The sequence below is a fragment of the Stenotrophomonas sp. PS02298 genome, assembly GCF_029959445.1.
Taxonomy (GTDB): domain Bacteria; phylum Pseudomonadota; class Gammaproteobacteria; order Xanthomonadales; family Xanthomonadaceae; genus Stenotrophomonas.
In genome coordinates, this window is sequence record NZ_JASCOR010000201.1 from 1 (window position 1) to 6,806 (window position 6,806).

Genomic DNA, 6,806 nt, shown 5'->3' on the forward strand with positions numbered 1-6,806 from the left:
ATGCTCGGCAGAGGCTTTACCGGTAATGCCCATGCCGAGCATGGCTCGGCACTACAGGTGAAGCTTTGCACCGCTGGTTCTTTGGCTTCGCGGCTTACGCCGCTCCTACAACAGCCGGGGCAACCTTAATCGCCAGCAACTCACCGCCGCCGCTCAGCGTGTAACGCTGCCGCTCGCCCGCCGCCAACCATGCGGTGTCGCCCGCCGACATTGCCGGCAGCACGCCACCTTCGAATTCGGCCTGCCCAGCCAATAGATGGATCGCCCACGCCGCTTGCGGCTCGGTGAAGAACAGCATGTTGCCGACCAGCGGCCGGTGCAGCAGCTCGGCTTGCAGCGCCTCACGCCGCCACATCAGATTGAAATCCTGGGTCACGCCATCGACCAGTTCACCCATCAACTCCGCCTCGCCAGCGAAGCGCAGGCGCTGATACGGCGGCAGCAGGGTTTCGCAACGGCCATCGGCAAAGCGCAGGCGCAGGCCCTCGCCCTGCAGCAGCACCAGCTCACGTTCGACACCGGGGAAGGCGGAGAAGGCCGCGTCCTGTTCGATCTCGGCGATCGACAAACGCAGCTGCCAATCGCCCTGCTCCGGCAGACGCAGGATCTCGCGCGTCCAACCCAGACCATTGCGCCAGCGCTCGCGCTGGTAGATGGCGGAGGGGATGACGCGGGAAGGAGAGTTCAATGTGTGCATCCTGCAATGATGCCATCAGCGCACGGATGGCGGCTTCTTTTGTGGGAGCGGCGTGAGCCGCGAAGCCACAGAGCCAACAGCGCATAGCAACAACAACCCCTCCCCAGCCCTCCCCTTTGCTACGCAAAAGGGAGGGGGCGTAAAGCACCCCTCCCCAACCCTCCCCTTGCCTTCGGCAAATGGAGGGGCTCAAAGCAACCCCTCCCCAACCCTCCCCTTTGCTGCGCAAAAGGGAGGGGGCAGAAGCCTTGCTTACTTCGGCATCGCCAGGTTCTCCGCCGTCAGCGGCTTGCCCGCCCTCGGCGTGGTCGCAATCACCGCATCGGCCGGCAAGGCTGTGCCCTTGTCCAGGCGTGCCTGCACCCGATCCAGCGCCTCATAGACATACGGCAACAGCGGCAGGTAGCGCGAGCCGTAATCCGGCAGACCGAGGAAACCGTCGAAGTGCTGCACGTTCTGCACCTTCCAATAGCTCACCTCGCGCCCGGCAGCCTTCGCTGCAGCCGCATACGGCGCGCTGCTGAAAGCCGGCGGAATCAGACCATCGTCAGCACCGTGCACCACCATCACCGGCAGGCCCTTGCGCGGCAAACCAGCATGCGTGGCCTGGATACCGGCCTGCACACGCTTGGCGTCTTCGCCCTGCCCGTCCCACAGACCACGCAGGCACTTCAGGCCGGCATAGGTCAGGTCAGGCAAGGCGACCTTGCTGTCGAGCAGGCCAACACCTGCGCCCGGCGGAATGCCGCTGCCATCAGAGATCCACGCCGCACGTTCGACGGCGGTCGCGGCGCGCGGCGAGAAGTCCGGGTTCTGTGCCGCAAAGTTGAAACCGCAGGGGTGCTCGCCCACGCCATAACGGCCGTAAGCCGAGGCATAGGTCGCGGCGATCGCACGCCACAGATCGAAGCCGGTGGACAAGGCACCCGCACGCAGCGATGCGTCGGTCCAGCCCTTGCTCAGCATCAGGTCGTACGCCGATTTGGCCTGCGCAGCCGGAGTCGCGCCGCTGATAACACCTTCCGCCGCCAGCGTCGCGCAGCGCACTGCGGCACCGGACTGCAGCGCAGCCGTCATTGGCGGCTGCGGCAGGTTGCTCATATGCAGCTGCGCACACGGCATCAACAGCGCCGCTTCGGTGGTGTAGTCGTACAGCGCGCGTGCGCCCGGGCCGCTGGAGTAGATGCTGGGCTCGCCCGCCACCACGGCGTCCAGCCAATCGCCTTCCAACTCGGCCGCACGCAGCACCGCGCCGCCACCGTTGGAAATGCCGACGGCGATGATGCGGGTGTTTTCAAACGTGAAAGGCGCAGCCTGCGGATAGGCTTCTGCCAACGCCAGCAGCGCGAACTCGGCGGCCTGCTTTACGTGGCGGCCCCAATCGGCCTCCGGGTTGTCCTTGGAGTGCGCATGCTTGAATGCAACACCCGAAGCATTGATCGGCGCATCCGGCACGAAGGCAAGGTCGCTCACTTCACCCAAGGCACCGACCGTGCCATTGGCACGCACGCCAACCTGTGCGTTCAGATCGTAATAATCGCTGCCTGCGCCCTTGTCGGTATAGACCACGGCACAGCCCTTGGGCAGGCCCCAGGCAGCTGCGACCGACACGGCGCCATAGATGCCACGCGAGCCCGACGCCGGTGCGACCAGCACGCAGCGCTTGCCGGTATCGAAATTGTCTGGAACCTGCGCCAGCACGCGGTGCGGCTGCTTGGCACCGGGCAGGCGCGCGAACGCCGAATACTCCCGGCCGGGCACGCTCTGCAGGCTGCCAAACAACTCGCCGTAGCCACCGCCGGGAGCAAGGTCGGCAATACCGCGCCAGCTGCCCCACATCGCCCGGCGGCGCAGCTCATCGACGGTCGGTGCACTGGCGTCGGCGAATGCCGGCGGCGCCATGCTGCGCAGGCCGGCCAGGCCGAGCCCGGCGGTAAGCAGGTCGTCACTGCCGCGGTGTTCGCTGCGGAGTTCGTTGCTGAACATGGAAGGCTCCACGGACTTGGATGCTGGGCCGCTGGCACAGGAGGCCAGGCTCAGTCCGACGAATAGGCCGCAGGCGGCGCGCAGTAGGGATTGGCTCATGGACGCACCCTAGCAGAGCCGCAGTACCCGGCTCATCGTACTTAAGTACCACACGCTTTTAGCGCCACGGCTGCTAGGTTTCCACCATCCCCCAAAGCAACAATCGGAGTTCCCCATGGACCGCTTCCTGCAAGGCCGCACCGCATTGGTGACCGGCAGTACCTCCGGCATCGGCCTGGCCATCGCCCAGGCCCTGGCCAGCGCCGGCGCGCGCGTAGCCATCAATGGCCTCGGCAGCGCCGAGCAGATCGAGGCGGCGCTGAAGAGCGTCACCGATGCAGGCAGCGAATCGCAGCATTTCGATGCCGACCTGCGCAAGCCCGACCAGATCGCGCACATGCTCGAAGCCGTGCAGGCATGGGGCGACATCGACATCCTGGTGAACTGCGCCGGCATCCAGCACGCCGCGCCGCTGGCCGAGCAGCCGCCACAGAAGTGGGACGACATCATCGCCATCAACCTCAGCGCGGCCTTCCACACCATGCAGCAGGCGCTGCCGGGCATGGCCGAGCGCGGCTATGGCCGGGTGGTCAACATCGCCTCGGTGCACGGCCTGGTCGCCTCCAAGAACAAGGCTCCTTATGTGGCCAGCAAGTTCGGCATCGTCGGCCTGAGCAAGGTCGCCGCGTTGGAATATGCCGCTGCCGGCAGCCGTGACAGCGGTGGCGTCACCGTCAACTGCGTGTGCCCGGGCTGGGTGGAAACCCCGTTGATCGAGCCGCAGATCCAGGCCCACCGCAATGGCGGCAGCCGCGACGACGGCGTGCGCGCCCTGCTGGAAGAAAAGCAGCCCAGCCTGCGCATGTCGCTGCCGGAAGACATCGGCGCGATGGTGGTGTGGCTGTGCCGCCGTGAGGCGCACAACCTGACCGGCGCGGCGATGCCGATGGATGGCGGCTGGACCGCACAGTAAGTCTGGAAATGCAGGAGGAAGCGGGCAATGGCTGAAATCCACGGCATACTGCCCCGGGTGCATGCTGCAGAGCAGCCGGCACCCGCTTCCTTCCTGCCAGTTAGCACCGCCATGCCCAGCCTGTTGATTGCCGACGACCATCCCCTGTTCCGCGCCGCCCTGCGGCAGGCCGCCAGCGAGGCCGTCAGCGATCTAACGGTACGCGAAGCCGAATCACTGGAAGGCGTGCTGGCCGCACTGGATGCTGCGCCGGATACCGACCTGATCCTGCTCGACCTGCATATGCCGGGCAATCATGGCCTGGCAGGTCTGGCGGCGATCCGTGCCCAGCATCCTGGCGTGGCGGTTATCGTGGTGTCGGCCAATGACGACCCGCGCGTGGTGCGGCGTGCGCTTGATCATGGCGCTGCGGGCTACCTGCCCAAGAGTTCCGGCTTGAACGAGCTGCGCGAGGCGATCCGCTGCGTGATGGCCTGCGAGCAATGGTTGCCGGCCGCGCTGCGCGCCTCGGTTTCGCGCGCGCAATCGTCCACGCATGACAGCGAACTGGCAGCGCGGCTGGCAAGCCTGTCACCGCAGCAGTTCCGCGTATTGGCGCTGGTCGCCGAAGGCCTGCTCAACAAGCAGATCGCCGACCGCCTTGATGTGCAGGAACGCACGGTCAAGGCCCATCTGTCCGCCATCTTCGAGCGGCTGGGGGTGCGCAACCGCACCCAGGCCAGCGTGGTGTTGCGTGAGCTGGAATTGAGCGACCCTGCACGGCAGGCGCTGTGATCCCGGCTGAGGCCTTGTAGGAGCGGCCTAAGCCGCGAAGCTGGTAGACCTCCCAGCTTCAGCCAAACCAATCCCACGCACTCCTGATTGCATTTATTCCGGTATCGGAACCGATGCCAGCTTCGCGGCTTAGGCCGCTCCTACAAGCTGGTGTTCCGACTTACCACCTTATGCAGCAACATTCCCACCACCATCGCCGGCACAAACCACAACGTCTCCGGTGACAACACACCCAGGCCGACCAGCGCCGGGCCCGGGCAATAGCCAGCCAATCCCCAGCCAATACCAAACAACGCCGCACCGATCAGCAGCCGTCGATCAATGCTGCGCAGGTCCGATATCTGGAAGCGTTCGGCAAACACCGGTGTCGGCCGCCGCAGCACAAAGCGAAACAGCAGCATCGTCGTAGTCACCGCGCCGCCCAGCACAAACATCAGCGCCGGATTGAAGTCACCGAACACATCCAGAAAACCCAGGATGCGCTGCGGATCGGTCATGCCTGACACCGCCAAGCCGAGACCGAACAGCGCACCGGAAACCAATGCAGCCAAGGTGATGCGTGACGTACTCATACCAAGTGCCTCGCGACATAGGTGGTCGCTATCGCAGTTGCCAAGAAGGTCAACACCGCGGCAAACGAACGCATCGACAAGCGCCCCAGACCGCAGACACCGTGGCCGCTGGTACAGCCGTTGCCCATGCGCGTACCGAAACCTACCAACACACCGGCCATCACCAGCAACAACGGCGAGAATCCCTGTCGTGGCGAATACGCACCCGGCACCAGCCACAGATACGCGGCGCCGGCGCCGATCAGGCCAACCAGGAAAGCCACGCGCCAAGCCAGCTCGCCGCTGCGCGGCATCAGCACACCGCCAACAATGCCGCTGATGCCGGCGATACGCCCTGTCAGCCACAGCAGCAAGGTGGCAGCGATACCAATCAGCACGCCACCGGCCAGCGCCATCATCCAGCTGTTCATTGCGGCTTTCCGATCTGATCCAAAGGCAAGCGTAGATAGCGCACACCGTTGGCATCGGCTTCCGGCAGGCGACCACCGCGGATATTCACCTGCAGCGCAGGCAGGATCAGTTTTGGCACCGGCAGGGTCGCATCACGCTGCTGGCGCATCTGCACGAACGCTGCCTCGTCGGTGCCTCCCTTCAGATGCACGTTGTTCTGCCGTTGCTCATCGATCGTGGTCTGCGCCTGCGCCTCGCGCCGGTTGCCCGGATAGTCGTGGCACAGGCAGATGCGGGTATCGGCAGGCAACGACAGGATGCGCTGGATCGATGCGTACAGGCGATGCGCATCGCCACCGGGGAAATCACAGCGCGCAGTGCCGGTATCGCTTGCAAAAACCGTATCGCCGACGAACGCGGCATCACCGATCACATAGGTCAGGCTGTCATCGGTATGTCCCGGCGTCGCGATCACCCGCGCGCCCAAGGCGCCAACGTTGAAGGTATCGCCGTCGTCGAACAGCCGGTCGAACTGGCTGCCGTCGGCAATAAACTCATCGCCCAGGCCAAACACCGTCTTGAAGTGCTGCTGCACCTGCACGATGCCGCGACCGATGGCCACCGGCGCCTGCAGCTGATCAGCAAGATAGCCGGCGGCACTGAGATGATCGGCGTGTGCATGGGTTTCCAGAATCCACGCAACGGTCAGCAGCTTGCCGCGCACGAACTCCAGCAGCGCATCGGCCGAAGCGGTGCTGATGCGTGCACCGGCGGGCTCGTAATCCAGCACCGGATCGATGATGACGGCCATGCCCCCGACCTGGTCATAGGCCACGTAACTGAAGGTACCGGTGTCCCTGTCGTAGAACGGTTCGATCAAGGTCGATGAAGGCTGCGGCTGACTCATGGGGTGCCTCGCTTTTAATTTAGCTTTTTCTAAATTAGGCTAGTACCTTCCAAAGCACAAGCCCGAACCTCAACGCTCATGATGCGCGCTTCAGACATGGATATGGAGCAGATGCAGATGCACGCCGAGCAGGCGGCGCAGCTGCTGAAGTCGCTGGCCCACCCAGCCCGCCTGCGCGTGCTGTGCCGCCTGGTGGAGGGTGAAGCCTCGGTGGGTGAATTGCAGGCGCAGGTTGGCTTGTCGATGTCCGCGCTGTCACAGCATTTGGCGGTAATGCGAGAAGCGGCGCTGGTCAGTACTCGCCGTGAAGCCCAGACCATCTACTACACGCTGGCTGACAGCCCGGCGCTGGGCGTGATGCAGGCATTGCATGCGGCGTATTGCGGAAATACCGAGATCCGGAGTTCCTGACCACCCAATTCGCCGAACTCCGTAGCCCGGGTAAGCGCAGCGCACCCGGGGCTCCAT

The 6,806-nt window shown here is 64.7% G+C and carries 8 protein-coding genes; 3 read left to right on the plus strand and 5 right to left on the minus strand.

All coding sequences use genetic code 11. The features are described 5' to 3' along the window. Window positions 1-94: 94 nt before the first annotated feature. Both QMX78_RS19250 and QMX78_RS19255 read right to left on the minus strand, forming a co-directional pair. The gene (locus QMX78_RS19250; RefSeq protein WP_282272592.1) at window positions 95-697 is read right to left on the minus strand and encodes a HutD family protein; all 603 of its coding nucleotides are present in this window, start codon (window positions 695-697) and stop codon (window positions 95-97) included. A 252-nt stretch (window positions 698-949) separates the two neighbouring features. Beyond that, a complete protein-coding gene (locus QMX78_RS19255) occupies window positions 950-2,782 on the minus strand; it encodes a 3-hydroxybutyrate oligomer hydrolase family protein (RefSeq protein ID WP_282272593.1) in 1,833 nt (610 codons plus the stop codon). A 115-nt stretch (window positions 2,783-2,897) separates the two neighbouring features. On the opposite strand from QMX78_RS19255, the gene QMX78_RS19260 reads away from it, so the two are divergent. Both QMX78_RS19260 and QMX78_RS19265 read left to right on the plus strand, forming a co-directional pair. After that, the gene (locus QMX78_RS19260; protein ID WP_282272594.1) at window positions 2,898-3,695 is read left to right on the plus strand and encodes a 3-hydroxybutyrate dehydrogenase; all 798 of its coding nucleotides are present in this window, start codon (window positions 2,898-2,900) and stop codon (window positions 3,693-3,695) included. Between the two features lie 111 nt (window positions 3,696-3,806). Then, window positions 3,807-4,469 (plus strand): response regulator transcription factor, encoded by a 663-nt coding sequence (locus QMX78_RS19265; protein ID WP_282272601.1) that lies wholly within the window; start codon window positions 3,807-3,809, stop codon window positions 4,467-4,469. A gap of 140 nt (window positions 4,470-4,609) precedes the next feature. Here QMX78_RS19265 and QMX78_RS19270 read toward each other — a convergent pair whose 3' ends face one another. From QMX78_RS19270 to QMX78_RS19280, 3 genes are read right to left on the minus strand one after another with little or no spacing between them, the layout of a single operon-like run. After that, window positions 4,610-5,041, minus strand: a complete 432-nt coding sequence (locus QMX78_RS19270) for a DUF6691 family protein (protein WP_282272595.1) — start codon at window positions 5,039-5,041, stop codon at window positions 4,610-4,612. Continuing rightward, window positions 5,038-5,451, minus strand: coding sequence for a YeeE/YedE family protein (locus tag QMX78_RS19275; RefSeq protein WP_282272597.1), 414 nt, complete (start codon window positions 5,449-5,451; stop codon window positions 5,038-5,040). The genes QMX78_RS19270 and QMX78_RS19275 overlap by 4 nt, the downstream gene beginning before the upstream one ends. Next, on the minus strand, window positions 5,448-6,338 hold the full coding sequence (locus QMX78_RS19280) for an MBL fold metallo-hydrolase (RefSeq protein ID WP_282272599.1): 891 nt from the start codon (window positions 6,336-6,338) through the stop codon (window positions 5,448-5,450). The genes QMX78_RS19275 and QMX78_RS19280 overlap by 4 nt, the downstream gene beginning before the upstream one ends. A gap of 81 nt (window positions 6,339-6,419) precedes the next feature. Here QMX78_RS19280 and QMX78_RS19285 point away from each other — a divergent pair, with 81 nt between their 5' ends. Further along, window positions 6,420-6,749: a metalloregulator ArsR/SmtB family transcription factor gene (locus QMX78_RS19285; protein WP_282272603.1), complete on the plus strand. Its 330-nt coding sequence runs from the start codon at window positions 6,420-6,422 to the stop codon at window positions 6,747-6,749. Window positions 6,750-6,806: the final 57 nt, after the last annotated feature.